This window comes from Humibacter ginsengisoli (genome assembly GCF_054780095.1).
Genome location: NZ_BAAGWZ010000003.1, coordinates 271590 through 288158, shown reverse-complemented (window position 1 = coordinate 288158; position 16569 = coordinate 271590). Strand labels below are relative to the sequence as shown.

Here is a 16569-nt window from a genome sequence, read left to right as displayed (position 1 = left end):
TCGGCATGACGACAGGCAGACTGCGTGTGCTGCTCGGTGCGGCGCCGGGCGTCGGCAAGACGTACGCCATGCTCGAGGAGGGCAGGCGCCTTGCGGAGGCCGGCAAAGACGTCGTGGTGGCGGTCGTGGAGACGCACGGCCGCGCGGCGACCGCGGCCATGCTCGAGGGACTCGACGTTGTTCGCCGCCGCAGCGTGGGGTATCGCGGCGTGACGCTCACCGACCTCGACCTTGACGCCGTGCTGGCCAGGCGTCCTGAGGTAGCGCTCGTCGACGAACTCGCCCACACGAACGCCCCCGGGGGCAGGCACGACAAGCGCTGGGAAGACGTGCAGGAGCTTCTGGATGCCGGTATCACCGTCATCTCGACGGTGAACATCCAGCACATCGAGTCGCTGAACGACGTTGTGGAGCAGATCACGGGGATCGGCCAGCAGGAGACGATTCCGGATGCCGTGCTGCGCGCCGCCGATCAGGTCGAGGTGGTCGACCTCGCGCCGCAGGCGCTGCGCGACCGCCTCGCCGAGGGGCTCGTGTATCCGGCGGCGCGGGTGGATGCCGCGCTCTCGAACTACTTCCGGCTCGGCAACCTCACGGCGCTGCGCGAGCTCGCCCTGCTCTGGCTCGCAGACGAGGTGGACAGCGCCCTGCAGACCTACCGCCGCGAGCACGGCATCGAGGGCAAATGGGAGGCGCGCGAGCGGGTCGTCGTCGCGCTCACCGGCGGTCCGGAGGGCGAGACCCTGCTGCGCAGGGGCGCGCGCATCGCGGCGCGTTCGAGCGGTGGCGAACTCCTCGCCGTGCACGTGGTGAGCGACGACGGACTACGGGAGCGGCATCCGCGAGCCCTCGCCGAGCAGCGGGCGCTCGTGGAGAAGCTGGGCGGCGCGTACCACGAGATCGTCGGGTCGGACATCCCGGCAGCTCTCGTCGAGTTCGCGAAAGCGGTCAACGCCACGCAGCTCGTGATCGGGGTCTCCCGGCGGTCGCGGCTGCTCGCGTTCCTCACCGGTCCCGGCATCGGGTCGACGGTGATCAGGGCATCCGGTGACATCGACGTGCACATCGTCTCGCACGCTGCGGCGGGCAGCCGTCAGCTCGTGCTCCCGCGGGCACGCGGCGCGCTCAGCGTGCGGCGACGGGTGTACGGATTCGTGCTCGCGCTGGCCGGAGGCCCGTTGCTGAGCTGGCTCCTCTGGCTGTTCCGCAGCCCGGATGCCCTGGCCAGCGACGTTCTGGCGTTTCAGCTGCTCGTCGTCGTGGTCGCGCTCGTCGGAGGCATCTGGCCGGCACTGTTCGCCGCCGTGCTCTCCGGCCTCACGCTGGACTACCTCTTCGTGGCACCGATCTACACCATCACGATCGCGCAGCCCGTGCACCTGCTCGCGTTGCTGCTCTATGTCGTCGGCGCAGCCCTCGTGAGCTTCGTCGTCGATCAGGCCGCGAGGCGCACGAGGGCGGCACAGCGCTCGGCGGCGGAGTCCGACGTGCTCGCGACGGTCGCCGGCGGCGTCATCCGCGGCGAGGACGCCGTGCATGCCCTCGTGCAACGAGCCCGCGAGGCGTTCGGGCTCAGTCGCGTGCGACTGCTCGACGACGACGGCACGGTTCTTTCGGAGGAGGCGGGGAATTCGGAAGGCACGGAGCCGGAGGAGGCGCTGCCGCACCAGGCCGATTCGACCGAGGTGCACCAGGCGCGCACTGTCGAGCGCGTAGGGGAGCGCGGAACGCTGGAGCTCTACGGAGCGGAACTCACGGCATCCGACCGCCGCGTGCTCTCCGTGATCGTGACGCAGCTGGATGCCGCGCTCGAGCATCGCGAACTCAGCGAGACCGCGAGCGAACTGAAGCCGTTGGCCGAAACGGACCGCGTGCGGTCGGCGCTTCTGGCGGCCGTCGGCCATGATCTGCGCCGGCCGCTCGCCGCAGCGACTGCTGCCGTGACGAGTCTGCGCTCTCCGCAGGTCGAGTTGAGCGCACTCGACAGGGATGCCCTGCTCGAGACCGCGAAGGACAGCCTCGTGAACCTCGACGCGCTCGTCACGAACCTGCTCGACGTCTCACGGGTGCAGGCCGGCGTGCTCGGCGTCTCGTTGCGCAGGGTGGATGTCGAGGACCTGCTGCCGCCTGTGCTCGAGGAGCTTTCGGCGCCACCTGGCAGCGTGGAGCTCGATGTGCCGGAGGGAACGCCTGCGGTGATGGCCGATCCGGTGCTTCTGCAGCGCGTGCTGGTCAACCTGCTGGCCAACGCGCTGCGCTACTCTCCGCACGGGAGCCCGCCGCGGATGAGCGTCAGCGTCTTCGGCGACGAGGTGCAGGTACGCATCGCCGACAGCGGCACCGGTGTGCCCGACGAACGCAAAGACGCCATCTTCCAGCCGTTCCAGCGCGAGGGCGATACAGACAACACGACCGGAATCGGTCTGGGACTCGCGCTCTCCAGAGGCTTCGTCGAGGGAATGGGCGGTACGCTCACGCCCGAAGACACACCGGGCGGCGGGCTCACCATGGTGGTCGCGCTGCCCCTCTTCACGCGCGCCGGGGAGCCGGCTGGCCAGCACTCTGCGGAAGGACCCCGATGAAGATCGTCGTCGCCGACGATGACCGGCAGATCCTCGGTGCGCTGCGCATCATCCTCTCCGCACGCGGATACGACGTGACCGTCGCCGCGGACGGCAAGCAGGCGCTCGACCGGGTGATCGACGACCACCCGGAGCTGGTCATCCTCGACCTCGGCATGCCGGGTCTCGACGGACTGGCCGTGATCGAGGCGATCCGCGGCTGGAGCACCGTGCCGATCCTGGTGATCTCCGGCCGCACCGATTCGGCCGAGAAGGTGGAGGCGCTCGACCGGGGTGCCGACGACTACGTGACGAAGCCGTTCGCGACCGACGAGCTGCTGGCGCGCATCCGTGCTCTGGTGCGACGGATGCCGGCAGCCGACGAGCAGCCTCGCGTGGAGTTCGCCGACGTGCTCGTCGATCTCGCCGGGCGCAGGGTCACCAGGGGCGGCCATCCGGTGCGGCTCACACCAACCGAGTGGCAGATCCTGGCGTTGCTGGTGCGCAACCCGGACCGCCTTGTCACCCGGGAGGCGATCCTCACCGAGGTGTGGGGACCGCACCACACCTCGGACTCCGGCTATCTCCGCCTGTACCTGGCCCAGCTGCGCAAGAAGCTGGAGCCCGAGCCGTCTCGCCCGCGTTTCCTGATCACCGAGGCGGGGATGGGCTATCGGTTCGTGCCGGCCGGTCAGCAGGAGTAGACGCCGAACCGATCCGGGTCCAGACTCGTACCCTGGAAGCACCGAGACCCGATCGGAGGTGCACGATGGCCGAAGGTGACGGCAGCGGGCGCGCCGATGCCCGGCCGCGGACGATCGCGCGGGGTGTCGCGAAGGCTTCTATGACGCTCGACGAGGCGCTGCGCATCGAGCAGCAGCTCGAACGCGGGTCGCTCGACCTCTCGCTTCCCGGCACGAGCGACATCGTCGCCGAGGCGCACCGGGTGCGGCTGAAGGCCGAGCTGTGGGGAGCGGATCGCACCGACGACCGACGTCGTCAGGCCAAGGGAACGGTCCTCGTGGTCTGCGCCTTCGTCGTGATCACGATCGTCGGCCTGGTCGCCTGCCTCGCGGTCGCCGTCTGATACCGGGGGTGTGCGAGCGCGCGATCACCTCAGATCGCCGAGGCGTGCGGAGCCGATTCCCGAACTCAGCTTCGCATCGTTTCGATCCAGCACGGCTAACAGGGCTGTGATTCCCACCAGCTGGTACATCCCGACAGTGATGGCCACCCCCAGCGGTAGGAAGATCGCCGCTCCCGGGTTGTCGCCGTTCGCCGTGCGCACGATGACGAGCACGATGTGCACGATCGGCAGCACCACACCGCGCATGACCAGGCGGATGTCTTCGCCCATTCCCGGTAGACATGCCTGTAACGATCCGTCGACACGAGCCGCCCGCTAAGGGACCGGCTTCAGCTGTCCACCAACGGTCAATTGATCGACCTCTGGTTCCCTCTCGATCGATCTTGTATCATCACGATGACACAACATGGGAGAGATGATGATCGCGATCCTGATGTTCGGTGAAGAGATTGCTGTGCTCGCGATCGCGCTCGTTACGGTGGGGATCGCTGCGCATCAGAGTCGTCGAGGAATTCGGAGAGGACGCACCTCAGCAATCGCGATAGCGACGTCTGTCTTCGCCATTGCAGGTGTGGTGACCTTCTACGGACTTCAGCTCTCGAATCCTCCGATGCAACCGGTCGGCTGGCACTACGCAGTCGCCCTCGCTTCGGCAGCCGTAGCGCTCGCGCTCCTCGCAGTGACTACTAGATCGGCGAGGCCGGTAACGGCAGGAGCGATTCTCAATTTCGCGGCCGTGGATCTCACTCCCCGCCGGGCCTGGTCATACGGCAAGAGATGGTGGATGGCCACCTGGCTGGTTCTAGCTCTGCTACTCCTTGCGACTGTTGTAGTTGCCGGTCTGGCCGCGGCTCGCGATGACTCCGGACGGTCGGCTGTAATCACGATCGTGACGGGCACAATGACGGCGAGTACCGATTTTCCTGGCTGGTTCTACGGCGTGCCGGTGCTTATCGCCTTCGCCCTGGTCATCGCATCCACCCTCTTCGCAATGTCTCGGGTGACCGGCCTTCTGGCGCGATCCACTGACACCGGATATGCCCTCGCCTCACGGCAGGTAACGGTGCGTCGCATCATGAGTCTCAGCACCGGGTCAATCGCATTCAGCCTCGGATCACTGTGGCTGTTCATCGCTCGCTCGAGTTCCCTCGCCACCCAATTCCCGACGGCGGAAGGGAGAGTCGACGTCGTGACGTCGTTTGCTGCCCTGCAGATCCCGCTCAGCGGCCTCGGGTTGATTCTCTGCGGTGTGGGCGTCGGTATGATGGCGGCGTCTGGGATATCGAAGACGCCGCGGGCCGAGAACGAAGACGCCCGGCTCGAGCAGCGCCGGCGCACCAATGTCCATTGATCTCACAGGGGCAGCGCCGCCGTCCGACCAGATCTACCAGCACCTGCGCGGGCAAATCCTGTCCGGCCGACTCGTACCCGGTGAACGTCTCGCGACGGTGAGACAGCTTGCCCGTGACCTCGGAGTGGCGCCGGGAACGGTGGCGCGCGCCTACAAACAACTTGAAGTAGACCAGCTCATCATCACGAAATCCGCTGCCGGCACGCGCGTCAGCGAGCGCGCAACAGCGATTCCTGCCGACGTGCTTTACGCGGCGCGTGCGCTCCACGAGCGCGCGACACAAGCCGGGCTCACCTACGACCAAACCACTGCAGCGCTCCGCACACTCTGGAACGCGCCGGAGTAGCCGGTCTACACCAAGGCTCAGGATTCGACGTTCAGGGCAAGGCCTTGGATCGAGTACCGGCGTTCGAGGTCAGCAGTTGCGCGGCCCCATGCACTGCCCGCGACGCGTGTCTGATGAGCCTTGAAGGCGCTCTCACTGTCGAACCGTTCCTCGACCTGCCAGACCAATGGATCGTCTGTTGGCGTGACCGCGAACGATAGGCATCCGGGCTCCATCCGCGTCATGGATACGTGCTCGGGAAGGAGCTCTGCGACCTGCCGCGCTTGGATGGCATCCGCACAGATGAGTTGACCGCTCAAGCGCACATCATTCACCGGCCGATTCTAGGTCAGCGCGCCGGGGGAGCGGTCGCTGCTCCTTCGGGGGCAGGATGAGGCCCGAGATCGTCGTTAGGTTTCTGGTATGTCTGCTGACGCGTTCGACACGGTCTGGATCAATGGCAGCGTGGGCGCGGGTAAGTCGACCACCGCCGCCCAGCTTGGTGAGGAACTGAAGCGGCGCGGAGTACCCGGCGCCGTTATCGATGTCGACGAACTGCGTCGGTCGTGGCCGTCCCCCGACGGTGATCCCTTCGGCACGGAGGTCGCGCTCGTAAACCTTGAAGCCGTGGCCGGCAACTACCGGATGCGCGGAGCTCAGTTAGTCGTGATCGCCGGCGTGATCGAGAGTCGTGAGGAGCTGACTCGTAGCGCCGATGTGGTGGGAACCCGCCGCATGCTGCACGTTCGGCTCACGATCGAACGTGACTGTGCCATCGACAGGTTGCGTACTCGGCATGATCACGACGCGTCCGGGCTGGAGTGGCACGAGCGCCGTCATCCGGAACTGGCGCAGATCCTTGATCGTGCCGGCTTCGAGAACGATGTCGTTTTCGACACTTCGACAACGACGGCCGCGGAGGTCGCTCGGAAGATCGCCGACGTGCTGTTGCCCGCCGGCCGAGAATAGACGCTCCCGCAAGAGGATGCGCGTGCGGGCAGGCGCACGCGCATCTTTTGCCGATGGCCTCCGGCGGATGTGAAGCATTCGTTGAGTGCGGTGTCATCACGGGGCCGACGCTGGCAACGGCACTCGTTACTGAGGGAGTGAGCGCCAGCCGACTCAACGCCGCCTACCGACGCGATGGCGGACCCGTCCCCTGGTAGAGACGACATCGCCCCGTACGACGGAGCACTTTGCCCAGGTGCACTCCCACAGCGCCGGCGTCGTGTCGGCGACCGGCTCAGAGCGCCCCTAACTGGTCGAATGCGGCGTCTGCCTCGGCGCCGAGCTGGTCGGGACTCGTCGCCCGGCGGCGGGCTATCTGGTAGCAGGCCAGCGCAATGTGGCCTGCGAACACTGCCGTCGGCTCACTCGTGCCACGACCTACGAGAAGTTCAGCAAATCGATCGGCGATCAGCTGCGTTTTCAGGGCATCGTGTGCGCGTAGTTCAAGGTGCTTCTCGACCAGCTCGTAGTGCAGCGCATAACCGTCGATGTTGTCGCTTGCGTAAGCACAAAGCGCGACGACGATAGCCCGCAGTTGCGCGACTGCCTCCGCGGCGGTGCGGGCTGGCGCCACGGCCTCGGCCGCCGCGAATTGGGTGATCCGCTCGAGAATGTCCTCTTCGTGTGCGAACACCACCTCGGCCTTGTCTCCGAAATACCGGAAGAACGTGGTGCGTCCCACGTCGGCGTGGGCCGCGATGTCGGTCACGGAGACACTGTCGTAGCCGTTCGCGGCGAAGAGCTCGTCCGCGGCTTGGATGATGCGCTGGCGGACGAGACGTCGCTTGCGCTCCCTGAGGGACTCGCCATTGGGCATGGTTTGCGACACGGTCCGAGACTACACGAAAACGGTACGCGGAACCATTCGGAACTGCGTATGTTACGGTACTGAGTACCAATTGAGCGGATGCCTGCCGCCTGCACAGTAGAGGAACCGTCATGACCGAGTCGCTCGCGATCACCCGCGTCACCCACAGCTGCCACCTGATCGAGATCGGAGAACTGACGGTGCTCACAGACCCGTGGTTCTCGCAGAAGACCTTCTACCACCCCGGCGAGCCCATCGCTTTTCAACCGGAGGAGCTGCCACACCTCGATGCTGTCGTGATCAGCCACGAGCATTACGACCATTGCGACCTCGACGCGTTCAAGCGATACCCGGACAAGGGCGTACCGATGATCGTCGCCGGCCCGGTTGTCGAGAAGGCGCGGAAGGCAGGCTTCACGAACGTCACTCCACTCGAGGCGTGGGAGAACACGAACGTCGGTGACCTGACTTTCCATGCAGCGCCGGGTGAGCACGGGGTCTACGAAGTCACATATGTGATCGCAGGCGGCGGCCGCAGCGTCTACTTCGCCGGCGACACCCTCTTCACGCCGGAACTGCGCACCTTGCCCGACCGTTTCGGTCCCCTCGACGTCACCCTGCTCCCGGTCAACGGTCTCCACATACGGATGGCGGAAAACAAGCAGGTCGTCATGAACGCCGAAGAAGCCGCCGAGCTCACGTCCGTTCTGCGCCCCAAGATGGCAATCCCGCAGCACTACGCGTTCACGGCCGGCCCCATCGGCGATCGCCTCATCCTCAAGAGCGACAAAGACCCGGCGCTCTACGTCGATGCCGCCCGTCGTCTGGTCCCGGACGTTCCCGTAACAGTGATCAAGCCGGGAGAACGCCTGGTTGTTCCGGAGTGAAGTAGTGGCGAGATAGGCGCACTCGCGTCTTCTGTCGACGGCCCGCGCCGAGGTGAAGCATCCGTTGAGCGCGGTGTCATCATGAGAGACGATGCGAAATGAACGGCTGATCCCCAGGCGCACTCCCGAATCGCGCGCCGTGGTCGAGAGGGTCCAGCTTGTCATGGACCTGACCTCGCGTCTGAACGTGCTGCGTCACAACGACATCGAGGGGCGCACGGCTGTTCTCAGCGAGATCCTCGGCCGGCCCGTACCCGAGACGCTCACTGTCTACCCGCCGTTCTACTGCGACTACGGACTGGGCCTCGAGTTCGGCGATCACGTGTTCGTGAACCAGAACTGCGCGTTCTACGACCTCGGCGGAATCACCATCGGCGACCGCTCCATGATCGGCCCGGGCGTCACGCTCAGCACCGCGGGGCACCCTGTTGAGCCGGGGGAGCGGTTCGATGGCATCACCGTCGCGCCCATCGTGATCGAATCCAACGTCTGGATCGGGGCGAACGTGACCGTGACCCCCGGGGTGCGCATCGGTTCCGGGTCGGTCATCGCAGCGGGCGCCGTCATTGCGAAAGACGTCCCAGCCAACTGCGTCGTCAGCAGCAACGGATACGTCAAGCGCCGAGACCTCACACCGTCGCCTTAGCCGACGTCCGCAGCGCTAGCCGGACGCGAGCGCATCTCCAGCGAAAGCGAGTTGGGCGGGAGCGAGGCGACGCCAGAACCCGGGGTCGTGGCCGCCGGCCTCGAAACCGCCCGCGGGATGCGCGGAAAAGCCGGCGACATAGTCGCGGACGTTCGGATAGAAGCCGTCGCCCGTACCACAATCAATGCGGACGGCAACGCCCGCCAAGTCGGACTGGCGGCCGAAGACGGTGTTGCGCGCGAAGTCCGCGGCGTCGTCGAAGGCGCCCTTGGCCGCCTGGGAGAACGTGTGCCACAGTGCGGGGCTCTCAACCGCGACGGCGGCGACTCGCGAGTTTCCGAGTACGCCGCCCAAGCGGAGCGCTCCGTAGCCTCCCATCGACCAGCCCATGAACGCGATGCGATCAGCGGGTCTGGTGCGCAGGCCCCGCGCCGCAAGCTGAGGAAGCAACTCGTCGACGACCATGGCACCGGCATCCGTTCCGTCTTCCCGCGGATGCCAGTAGCCGTTTCCTCCGGCGACCGACGCGAGCGCGAACGGCTTGCGGGACTGCACAGCTTGCGCAAGATAGGCGTCGAAACGCATCGAGGTAGAGAACGCGGCCCGTTGGTCGTCGCCATATCCGTGCAGAACGACAGCGACGGGCAGTTCAGCTCCGGGCTTCGTGCCCGGCGGGTAGGCGATCTCGTATCCGACCCGCCGACCGCCCATGTGCGCAGACACGAACGACCCGGCGACCACCGGACCCGCCGTAATACTCGGCACCACACCGTCCGGGCCGTCAAGGCCGAGTGCGCGGTACATGGTGGAGCGACCAGGTAGCAGATTCTCATTCACGGCGATGCCGGCGCCGGTGAGCACAGCCGCCGCGGCAATGCCGATTCCCGTTCCGAGCGCGACGCGGCGGGTAACAGGGCGCGCGGTCATGGCCACATTGTGACAGCGTTCGGCCGCCCGCCGGCTCGGACATACCCACGTGGTCCGCGGATGCCGCGCCCCATATCGTGGACCCGTGGCTCAGAACGATGTACCCGGCGTGCTTGCGTCGGTGCGCGATGACTTTCCGCGCTGGTATCAGGACGTACTGGAGAAAGCGCAGCTCGCCGACAACGGGCCGGTGCGTGGCACCATGGTCATCCGACCGTACGCGTACGCCATCTGGGAGCGGATGCAGGCCGATGTGGATGCCCGCATCAAGGCGACCGGCGCCGAGAACGTCTACCTACCGCTGTTCATCCCGCAGTCGTATCTAGAGCGCGAGGCCGAGCACGTCGAGGGTTTCAGCCCCGAACTCGCCGTCGTCACTCACGCCGGCGGCAAGGAGCTGACGGAACCGGTCGTCGTGCGGCCCACGAGCGAGACGGTGTTCGGCGAGCTCATGTCCAAGTGGGTTCAATCGCATCGCGACCTGCCGATGCTGCTGAACCAGTGGTCGAACGTCGTGCGGTGGGAACTGCGTCCGCGCCTGTTCCTGCGCACCACCGAGTTCCTGTGGCAGGAGGGGCACACGGCGCACGCGACTGCGGAGGACGCTGCCGCGTACGCGCGGCGCATCCATCTCGGCGTGTACCGTGACTTCCTCCAGAACACCCTCGCGATCCCCGTGCTGGTCGGCGTGAAGAGCCCGAGGGAGCGCTTCGCCGGAGCGATTAACACGATGACCTGCGAGGCGATGATGGGCGACGGCAAGGCGCTCCAGATGGCGACGAGCCACGAACTGGGCCAGAACTTCGCGCGGGCCTTCGACATCCGGTACACGGATGCTTCCGGCCACGTTCAGACATGCTGGACGACCTCATGGGGTTCCAGCACGCGCATGATGGGCGGTCTGATCATGTCGTACGGTGACCAGGCCGGCCTCCGTGTTCCGCCGAGCATCGCGCCCATCCAGGCCGTGGTGGTCGCGGTGAAAGACGATGAGCGCACGGTGACCGCAGCGTCCGCCGTCGCCGACGAACTGGCGGATGCCGGCGTGCGCGTGCGCCTGGATGCCCGCAGCACGCCGGGTTTCGGCCGCCGGGTCGTCGAGTGGGAACTCAAGGGCGTTCCGGTGCGCATCGAGATCGGCCCGCGCGATGTGGACGCACAACAGGCGACGATCGCTCGTCGGGATACGCGCGGCAAGAGTACGTGTCCGCTCGATCGCCTGAGCTCCTCCGTTCCTGCGCTGCTCGGCGCCATGCAGGCGGAGCTGTTCGAACAGGCGGCGAACCGACTCGCCGACAACACCGTTGACGTCCGCACCGTCTCGGATGCCATCGCCGCCGCCGCGACCGGGTTCGCACGGATTCCATACTCCGTGCTCGGCGAGGCCGGCGAAGACGAATTGGCCGACAACGCGATCACCGTGCGCTGCCTGCAGACCGAGCAAGGCGGCCTTCCGGAAGCCCACACCGACGAGAACCTCTTCGCCGTCGTGGCAAGGAGTTACTGAGTAGCCCGAGTCATCGACCCGTACCGGTCAGCCTCCTGCGAACTCCTCGACCGCCCGCCGCCCGGCATCCGCGGTGCGCTGCAGAAAGCCGGCGATGAGTTCGAGCTCGGCGGGGGAGTATTCGGCGCACACGGCATCCATCTGCGCGTTCATGCCCTCGTAGTGGCTGAAGACCTCACCGATCGCGTCCGGTCGAACGGAGACCACGACGCCTCGGCGGTCGCTCGCGTCGCGTTCGCGGCTGATCCACCCGCCCCTCTCGAGCCGGTCGATCACGCCCGTCATGGTCGCCGGATGCACACCGGCACGGCGTGCCAGGGCGCTCGGGCTCGTGGCCCCGTGCTGGGCGAGGTAGTCGAGGCAGTCCAGGTCGATGTCGCGCAGCTCGACGCGGGATGAGACGTGGTGCGAGAGCAGCGCGATCTGATTGTTCACCTCGCGGAAGCGTCTCTTCAGCTCGGCGGTGAGCCGCCGGTGCTCGCGTGCGTCGCTCGAACCTCTAGGCATTCTCGTCTCCATACAGTATGGTTCTCATATTATCTGAATCACCGGTCTAAGGAGAATCTAGTGAAGATAGTGGTGTTCGGCGCGAATGGTCCGACGGGTCGCCTCGTCACACGCCTCGCCCTGGAACGAGGTGTCTCGGTGGTCGCGGCGACGCGCTCGCCGCGGGCGTTCCCGTTCGCTCACGAGAACCTCGTCGTCGAGCATGCAGATGTCTTCGACAGCGCTTCGGTGAGCCGCGCAGTGGGTGGAGCGGATGCCGTGCTGTCGGCGCTCGGGGTTCCGTACAGCCGGCGGGAGATTACGACATACTCCGCAGGCACGGCCGCCATGCTCGACGCGATGGCGCAACACAAGGTGCAGCGGCTTGTCTGCGTGAGCTCCAGCGCCGTCGATCCCGAGGCGGGCCCGCACGGCGGCTTCCTCTTCGAGCGCGTGCTGCAGCCGTTCGTCGCCGGCGTTCTCGGCAAGACGCTCTACGACGACATGAAACGCATGGAGGCGATGCTGAGCGAGAGCGACGTCGGCTGGACGGTCATGCGGCCATCCGGTCTCTTCGACTCCGAGGCCGTCAGCGACTATCGCGTCGCCGAGCGCTACCTTCCACAGAAGTTCACGGCTCGTATCGACCTCGCGGATGCGATGCTGCGTCAACTCGACGACCACCGGTTCGAGTGCGCCACCGCCGCGGTCGGCACGGTGAGCGGAACGCCGTCTGTGGCTCAGCTCATGATGCGTGAGGCCTTCAAGAGACCGCCGAGGCAAGCACCGCTCGGCTCTTGACCGACCACTCCTGCGCGCCTAACATACAACCAAATGGTTGTAGATAAGCGGATGTCCGACATCCTCACCGAAGACGACATCGACCGGATCTTCCACGCGCTCGCCGACGCCACCCGGCGTGACATCGTGGCGCGCACGCTGGGAGGCGATCGATCCATCTCGGGTCTGGCGCAGAGCTACCTGATGAGTTTCGCCGCCGTGCAGAAGCACGTGAGCGTGCTCGAGCGGGCGGGTCTGGTGACGAAGGAGCGCCGGGGGAGGGAGCAGCTGGTGCGCGCGGTGCCGGAGACGATCAGGCGTGCGAACGAGCTGCTCGCCCGCTACGAGGCGCTGTGGCGCGAGAGGGCGGCGGCGATCGAGAACATCCTCACCGAAGAGATGACGAAGGGACACGACAGATGACCGTGATCAGCACCGTGAGGGATGCCGAGCACCTCACGCTCACGTTCGTGGCGGAGTTCGCTGCGCCGCCGGAGCGCGTCTGGCAGGTGTGGGAAGACGCCCGCCAGCTGGAGCGCTGGTGGGGTCCGCCGACCTGGCCGGCGACGTTCGACGAACACGACCTGAGCGTCGGCAGCAGAAGCGCCTATTACATGACGGGGCCGGAGGGTGACAAGGCGCACGGCTGGTGGGAGATCGTCGCCGTCGATCCGCCGCGCGGTCTCGCGTTCGACGAGGGGTTGTCCGATGACGACGGCAAGCCGACCGCCGACCTGCCCGCACGTGTCGAGGTGACGCTCGAACCGGTCTCGCTCGACGGAGACGCAGAGGGCACTCGCATGACCACCGTCAACCGATTCGTCAGCGTGGAGCAGTTGGAGCAGATGATGCAGATGGGTATGGAGGAGGGCATGCGCCTGGCCATGGGCCAGATCGATGCGATCTTGATTTCGGAAGGGGTGAAGCGATGAGCAGCGTCGCGGCCATCCAGCCGTGCCTGTGGTTCAACGACCAGGCGCGGGAGGCGATGGAGTACTACGTGAGCGTCTTCCCGGACTCGCGCATCGTCTCGATCGACGAGTATCCCGACGAGAAGCTCGATGAGCACTTCTCCGGGATGTCCGGCAAGGTGCTGAACGGACGCTTCACCCTGAACGGTGTGGACTTCGTCTGCCTCGACGGCGGTCCGATGTTCACCTTCAATGAGGCGATCTCGTTCGTCGTCACCTGCGCCGATCAGGCGGAGATCGACCGGTACTGGTCCAAGCTGTCGCACGTGCCGGAGTCCGAGCAGTGCGGGTGGTGCAAGGACCGGTTCGGCGTGAGCTGGCAGATCATCCCGCAGAACATGGGCGAACTGACTCGACGCCCGGAACAGGTTCAGGCGATGATGCGGCAGAAGAAGATCGTGATCGACGCGCTCGCGAACGCCTGACCGTTCCGAGGAGGCTAGTGAGCGATAGCGGCGGCGTCGATGGTGCGGTCCACGACGCCGGAAGCGACGGCCCTCAGCTGCAGGTTCCGTGAGCGCGCGTATCTGCGCAGCGCCGTGAAGGCGTCGTCCATGCTCAGGTCGGCCGACTGCGCGAGCACACCCTTGGCCTGCTCGATCAGGATCCTGCTGTCCAGCGCGTGCTGCAACTGAGCGACGACCAGGTTCGACTGGCTGGCGATGCGCTCGTGCACGATGCCGATGGTCGCCACATCGGCGAGCGCTTGCGCCACGTCGGCGTCGCGGTGCGGGAACGCGCCGAGGCGGGTGCGGAACAGGTTCATGGTGCCGATCACCTCGCTGCGCAGCCGCATCGGCGTGGCGTGGAGCGACAGGAAGCCGTGTTGCAGCGCGATCGAGGCGAATTCGGGCCACGAGGCGGCAGCGGCCTCGATGTCGGGCACATCGATGGCACGACCGGTCCGGAACGAGTCGAGGCAGGGGCCGGTACCCGCGCTCAACTGCATGAGTTCGACGAGTTCGACGCTCTCGCTCGTCGAGGCCACCAGATGCAGTCCCGAGCCGGGCTCGGCGAGGAGCAATCCGCCAGCTTGCACGCCGAGGATCTCGGTGCACTCGGTGACCAGGGTGTGCAACAGCTCCACAACGTCGTAGTCGGCGGTCAGCGTGTCCGCGACGGCGACGAACGCCGCGCTCAGCTTCGACTCTCGTGAGGCATCCGCCATGTTCTGCTCCCCTGAATGGTCTCGCATCTCAAGTATCGATCTCGCGGTCGGGGAGCGAGCCGAAATCGAGCCGCCCCCCGACCACATCGAGCGCGACATCGTGCACCGAACGCCCCGCGGCGAACGCGTGCGCACGCAAGCGGGCGAAGGCATCGGTGGCCGGAACGTCGAGTTGCACGATTATCATCCCAATGGCCTGATGCACCTCCCGGCGCAGGGCAGGTGCGCCGCCGGGTTCCGCCTGCTCCGACTCGCGGGCGGAGCGGATTGCGAGCCCGGCGGCCGCCATCGTCGCGGCCTCTGCCAGCACTTGCGCGGTCTCGACCGAGGGCCGATCCAGCTCACCCGGTCGCATCCGGTAGAGGTCGACCGTGCCGATGACGACCGCTCCGAGCCGGAGCGGGAACGAGAAGACGGCACGGGCGCCGGCGCGCACGGCGGCGGGCGTGAACACCGGCCACGCATCGCCGTCCGAGGAGTCGAGATCGGCAGCGAGTACCGCGCGGTTCTCGGCGATCGCCTGCCAGTGCGGGCCTTCGGCCAGGTCGAACTGCAGTTCTTCAAGCCGTGTGGCGAGGGAATCGCTGGCCGCGATCGTCGTCTGGCGTCCTGCCGTCCCCATCACCGAGATCGACGCACCGTCGACCGGAAGCGAAGACAGGAACGGTGCGCAGATCGTTGCGCCGACATCGTCTGCTCGCTGCCCGGGGTCGCCGAGTCCGCGGGATCCGCTCCCGTCATGGAGACGACCATCGTTCACGTGCGCTCGCAGACTTCTGGCGCTTATGCGCTGAGTTCACCGTACGCCCGATCCGAAAGCGGGCACGACGCGTACGCTGGAGACAGGTTGTCCCAGACCCTGGCCGCCTGACGATCGAAGATGTCGCGGATGCCGCGGCGCAGGCCAGGAGGATGTCATGACAACCGCCAATCTGCCCCAGGGTGCCGGTGCGCTGCGTTCCACCGTTCCGCGTCCGGAACGGCCCAACGACTACACCCAGCTGGCTGCGGAGATCCGCGGGTCGGGTCTTCTGCGCCGCAGGTATGGGTACTACTGGACGAAGCTGATCGCGGTTCCGTTGGCCTACGCAGGCTGCTTCGTGCTCTTTCTCTGGGTGGGGAACTCGTGGTGGCAACTGGCCGTCGCCGCGGTGGTCGCGTTCGTGTTCACGCAGACCGCGTTCCTGGGGCATGACGCCGCCCACCGGCAGATCTTCCGCTCGGGCCGCTGGAACGACTGGATCAGTCTCATCCTGGGCGGCCTCTTCATCGGCATGAGCTACGGCTGGTGGCAGCACAAGCACACGAGGCACCACGCGAATCCGAATCGCGAGGGCTACGACCCCGACATCGAACTGCCGGTCATCTCCTTCACCCCGGAGCAGGCGAGCCGCCGCCGGCCGTGGCCGCTTCCGTGGGTGCTCTCACACCAGGGTACGTTCTTCTTCCCGATCCTCTTCCTCGAAGGCATCTCGCTGCACGCCTCGAGCGTGCGCCGCGTCTTCGGGCGGGAGCCTGTCGCCAGGAGACCGGTGGAGATCGTGTTCCTGATGGTGAGGCTGCTCGGATATCTGGGCATCCTCTTCCTCATGCTGCCGCCAGGCAAGGCGGGAGCGTTCCTGGGCCTCCAGCTGGGCCTCTTCGGGTTCTACATGGGCATGTCGTTCGCGCCGAATCACAAGGGGATGCCCCTTGTGCCGAAGGATATGCGGCTGGACTTCCTGCGCAGGCAGGTGATGATGAGCCGGAACATCCGGGGAAGCTGGATGCTCGACTTCGCGATGGGCGGTCTCAACTACCAGATCGAACACCATCTGTTCCCGTCGATGCCGAGGCCGCATCTGCGCCGCGCCGCGCCGATGGTGCGCGACTACTGCGTCGCACGTGATGTGCCATACATCGAGACCGGCCTGCTTCAGTCCTACGGCATCGTGTTCCGGTACATCAACCGGGTCGGCCTGGGCGAGAAGGATCCCTTCGCGTGCCCGATGCTGGAGCGGAGACAGAGCATCTGACGGATTGCGCACGCCACACGCGTTGACCGCCGATCACGCGAT

General features: G+C 66.4%; 21 protein-coding genes. 14 read left to right on the top strand and 7 right to left on the bottom strand.

The features are described 5' to 3' along the window. Positions 1–5: 5 nt before the first annotated feature. From ACYVI5_RS06090 to ACYVI5_RS06080, 3 genes are all read left to right on the top strand, one after another. The gene (locus tag ACYVI5_RS06090) at positions 6–2582 is read left to right on the top strand and encodes an ATP-binding protein (protein WP_460579403.1); all 2577 of its coding nucleotides are present in this window, start codon (positions 6–8) and stop codon (positions 2580–2582) included. Then, a complete protein-coding gene (locus tag ACYVI5_RS06085) occupies positions 2579–3265 on the top strand; it encodes a response regulator transcription factor KdpE (RefSeq protein WP_460579402.1) in 687 nt (228 codons plus the stop codon). The genes ACYVI5_RS06090 and ACYVI5_RS06085 overlap by 4 nt, the downstream gene beginning before the upstream one ends. A 65-nt stretch (positions 3266–3330) precedes the next feature. Further along, entirely contained in the window at positions 3331–3648 is a 318-nt protein-coding gene (locus ACYVI5_RS06080) for a hypothetical protein (RefSeq protein WP_460533710.1), read from the top strand. Between the two features lie 24 nt (positions 3649–3672). Here ACYVI5_RS06080 and ACYVI5_RS06075 read toward each other — a convergent pair whose 3' ends face one another. Next, the gene (locus tag ACYVI5_RS06075; protein ID WP_460579401.1) at positions 3673–3918 is read right to left on the bottom strand and encodes a hypothetical protein; all 246 of its coding nucleotides are present in this window, start codon (positions 3916–3918) and stop codon (positions 3673–3675) included. 145 nt (positions 3919–4063) lie between these two features. Here ACYVI5_RS06075 and ACYVI5_RS06070 point away from each other — a divergent pair, with 145 nt between their 5' ends. Further along, entirely contained in the window at positions 4064–4999 is a 936-nt protein-coding gene (locus ACYVI5_RS06070; protein WP_460579400.1) for a hypothetical protein, read from the top strand. Next, positions 4989–5345: a GntR family transcriptional regulator gene (locus tag ACYVI5_RS06065; protein ID WP_460579399.1), complete on the top strand. Its 357-nt coding sequence runs from the start codon at positions 4989–4991 to the stop codon at positions 5343–5345. The genes ACYVI5_RS06070 and ACYVI5_RS06065 overlap by 11 nt, the downstream gene beginning before the upstream one ends. Before the next feature lie 17 nt (positions 5346–5362). Here the strand turns inward: ACYVI5_RS06065 and ACYVI5_RS06060 are convergent, their stop codons facing one another. Next, complete coding sequence (locus ACYVI5_RS06060) at positions 5363–5659, bottom strand: putative quinol monooxygenase (protein WP_460579398.1); 297 nt, start codon at positions 5657–5659, stop codon at positions 5363–5365. 88 nt (positions 5660–5747) lie between these two features. Here ACYVI5_RS06060 and ACYVI5_RS06055 point away from each other — a divergent pair, with 88 nt between their 5' ends. Further along, on the top strand, positions 5748–6293 hold the full coding sequence (locus tag ACYVI5_RS06055; RefSeq protein ID WP_460579397.1) for a P-loop NTPase family protein: 546 nt from the start codon (positions 5748–5750) through the stop codon (positions 6291–6293). 274 nt (positions 6294–6567) lie between these two features. On the opposite strand, the gene ACYVI5_RS06050 is transcribed toward ACYVI5_RS06055, so the two are convergent. Then, positions 6568–7149: a TetR/AcrR family transcriptional regulator gene (locus tag ACYVI5_RS06050; RefSeq protein WP_460579502.1), complete on the bottom strand. Its 582-nt coding sequence runs from the start codon at positions 7147–7149 to the stop codon at positions 6568–6570. 122 nt (positions 7150–7271) lie between these two features. On the opposite strand from ACYVI5_RS06050, the gene ACYVI5_RS06045 reads away from it, so the two are divergent. Both ACYVI5_RS06045 and ACYVI5_RS06040 read left to right on the top strand, forming a co-directional pair. Beyond that, complete coding sequence (locus ACYVI5_RS06045) at positions 7272–8027, top strand: MBL fold metallo-hydrolase (RefSeq protein WP_460579396.1); 756 nt, start codon at positions 7272–7274, stop codon at positions 8025–8027. A 163-nt stretch (positions 8028–8190) separates the two neighbouring features. Continuing rightward, the gene (locus tag ACYVI5_RS06040; protein WP_460579395.1) at positions 8191–8673 is read left to right on the top strand and encodes a sugar O-acetyltransferase; all 483 of its coding nucleotides are present in this window, start codon (positions 8191–8193) and stop codon (positions 8671–8673) included. A 15-nt stretch (positions 8674–8688) separates the two neighbouring features. On the opposite strand, the gene ACYVI5_RS06035 is transcribed toward ACYVI5_RS06040, so the two are convergent. Beyond that, positions 8689–9600: an alpha/beta hydrolase gene (locus tag ACYVI5_RS06035; RefSeq protein WP_460579394.1), complete on the bottom strand. Its 912-nt coding sequence runs from the start codon at positions 9598–9600 to the stop codon at positions 8689–8691. An 85-nt stretch (positions 9601–9685) separates the two neighbouring features. On the opposite strand from ACYVI5_RS06035, the gene proS reads away from it, so the two are divergent. Beyond that, positions 9686–11107, top strand: a complete 1422-nt coding sequence (gene proS, locus ACYVI5_RS06030; RefSeq protein ID WP_460579393.1) for a proline--tRNA ligase — start codon at positions 9686–9688, stop codon at positions 11105–11107. 27 nt (positions 11108–11134) lie between these two features. Here the strand turns inward: proS and ACYVI5_RS06025 are convergent, their stop codons facing one another. Continuing rightward, positions 11135–11614, bottom strand: coding sequence for a MarR family transcriptional regulator (locus ACYVI5_RS06025; RefSeq protein WP_460579392.1), 480 nt, complete (start codon positions 11612–11614; stop codon positions 11135–11137). Between the two features lie 60 nt (positions 11615–11674). Here ACYVI5_RS06025 and ACYVI5_RS06020 point away from each other — a divergent pair, with 60 nt between their 5' ends. Genes ACYVI5_RS06020 through ACYVI5_RS06005 form a run of 4 tightly spaced genes read left to right on the top strand, consistent with a single transcriptional unit; the run spans position 11675 to position 13769 of the window. Continuing rightward, complete coding sequence (locus ACYVI5_RS06020; protein WP_460579391.1) at positions 11675–12394, top strand: NAD(P)-dependent oxidoreductase; 720 nt, start codon at positions 11675–11677, stop codon at positions 12392–12394. Between the two features lie 51 nt (positions 12395–12445). Continuing rightward, positions 12446–12796, top strand: coding sequence for an ArsR/SmtB family transcription factor (locus ACYVI5_RS06015; RefSeq protein ID WP_460579390.1), 351 nt, complete (start codon positions 12446–12448; stop codon positions 12794–12796). After that, positions 12793–13305 (top strand): SRPBCC family protein, encoded by a 513-nt coding sequence (locus tag ACYVI5_RS06010; RefSeq protein ID WP_460579389.1) that lies wholly within the window; start codon positions 12793–12795, stop codon positions 13303–13305. The genes ACYVI5_RS06015 and ACYVI5_RS06010 overlap by 4 nt, the downstream gene beginning before the upstream one ends. After that, a complete protein-coding gene (locus ACYVI5_RS06005; RefSeq protein WP_460579388.1) occupies positions 13302–13769 on the top strand; it encodes a VOC family protein in 468 nt (155 codons plus the stop codon). Before ACYVI5_RS06010 ends, ACYVI5_RS06005 begins: the two co-directional genes overlap by 4 nt. Positions 13770–13783: 14 nt before the next feature. Here the strand turns inward: ACYVI5_RS06005 and ACYVI5_RS06000 are convergent, their stop codons facing one another. Both ACYVI5_RS06000 and ACYVI5_RS05995 read right to left on the bottom strand, forming a co-directional pair. Beyond that, positions 13784–14539 carry a GAF and ANTAR domain-containing protein gene (locus tag ACYVI5_RS06000; protein ID WP_460579387.1) on the bottom strand — a complete coding sequence of 252 codons (756 nt, stop codon included), beginning with the start codon at positions 14537–14539 and terminating at the stop codon, positions 13784–13786. Position 14540: 1 nt separating this feature from the next. After that, complete coding sequence (locus ACYVI5_RS05995) at positions 14541–15272, bottom strand: GAF and ANTAR domain-containing protein (protein WP_460579386.1); 732 nt, start codon at positions 15270–15272, stop codon at positions 14541–14543. 157 nt (positions 15273–15429) lie between these two features. Here ACYVI5_RS05995 and ACYVI5_RS05990 point away from each other — a divergent pair, with 157 nt between their 5' ends. Next, on the top strand, positions 15430–16527 hold the full coding sequence (locus ACYVI5_RS05990) for a fatty acid desaturase family protein (RefSeq protein WP_460579385.1): 1098 nt from the start codon (positions 15430–15432) through the stop codon (positions 16525–16527). Positions 16528–16569: the final 42 nt, after the last annotated feature.